Source organism: Motilibacter deserti (assembly GCF_011250635.1).
In the GTDB taxonomy this organism is placed as follows: Bacteria; Actinomycetota; Actinomycetes; order Motilibacterales; family Motilibacteraceae; genus Motilibacter_A; species Motilibacter_A deserti.
The window spans coordinates 1-998 of sequence record NZ_JAANNP010000248.1; the positions used below are offsets into that span (position 1 = coordinate 1).

Here is a 998-nt window from a genome sequence, read left to right on the forward strand (position 1 = left end):
CGTCGCCCGGGCGCCGGTCCCAGCCGTACGTCGCGGCGAACACGAGCGAGTCGTCCGGCTGCCGCTGGATCAGGTTGACGATACAGAGGCCGAGCGTCGTCGCGACCGCGCGGACCGCCTCGTCGAGCACGGCGGCCGTGTCGCGCGACGCCAGCGCCGACTGGCCCAGCGCCGAGACGACGGCCTGCTGCCGCTCGCGGGCGCGCAGCAGCTCGGTGAGCTCCTCGTGCACGGCGGCGCGGCGCCCCGGCGCGACGGCGCGCGCGGCACGCCGCAGGTGCCGGAGCGCTCCCGTCCTCATGGGCAGTCCATCGGCCGTCGCGAGCCGGACCTGTGGGTTTCGCCGCTCGTGAGCTCGAGGTCAGAACCGGCCCGCGGCCACGTCCGGCAGCGCCTCGGTGGCGATCCGCTCCAGCACCGCGGGGTCGGCGGCGTACGGCTCGTCCGGGCGCGGCCAGTGCACGATCAGGTCGGTGATGCCGAGGGCGGCGTAGCGGCCGGCCATGTCACGGAACGCCTCGACCGACGCGAGCGGGCGCTCCGGCGTCGACCCCGTGAGCAGCAGGCGGTCGATCGAGCCGGGGCCCCGGCCCTCCTCGGCGAGCGCCGCGTCGAGCAGCGTGCCCTGCGCCCGGACGGTCGCCTCGCACTCCTCCGGCGTCATCTCCGCGGCGCGCCGCGGGTCGCCGTACGTCACCCACGCCTGGCCGTGGCGCGCCGCCACCTGCATGCCACGCGGGCCGGTGGCAGCGACGGCGAACGGGAGCCGCGGGCGCTGCACGCAGCCGGGGTACGTGCGTACCTCGTCCCCGGAGTAGTAGGAGCCGTCGAACGAGGCCGCCGGCTCGGTCAGGAACCGGTCGAGCGCCGTGACGAACTCCGCGAAGCGGTCGGCCCGCTGGCGCGGGGTGAGCGGCTCGGCCCCGAGCACCGTCGCGTCGAAGCTCGTGGCGCCCGCGCCCAGCCCGACCGTGATCCGTCCGGCGGAGACGTCGTCC

Annotated in this window: 1 protein-coding gene and 1 pseudogene; both read right to left on the bottom strand. The window is 76.9% G+C overall.

Annotation, left to right across the window (positions count from 1 at the left end):
* Nucleotides 1–301 (bottom strand): annotated as a pseudogene (locus tag G9H71_RS22835) (hypothetical protein); the annotation flags it as partial.
* Nucleotides 302–361: 60 nt separating this feature from the next.
* On the bottom strand, nt 362–998 hold a 637-nt coding region (locus tag G9H71_RS22840), incomplete at its 5' end, for an LLM class flavin-dependent oxidoreductase (RefSeq protein WP_166285027.1).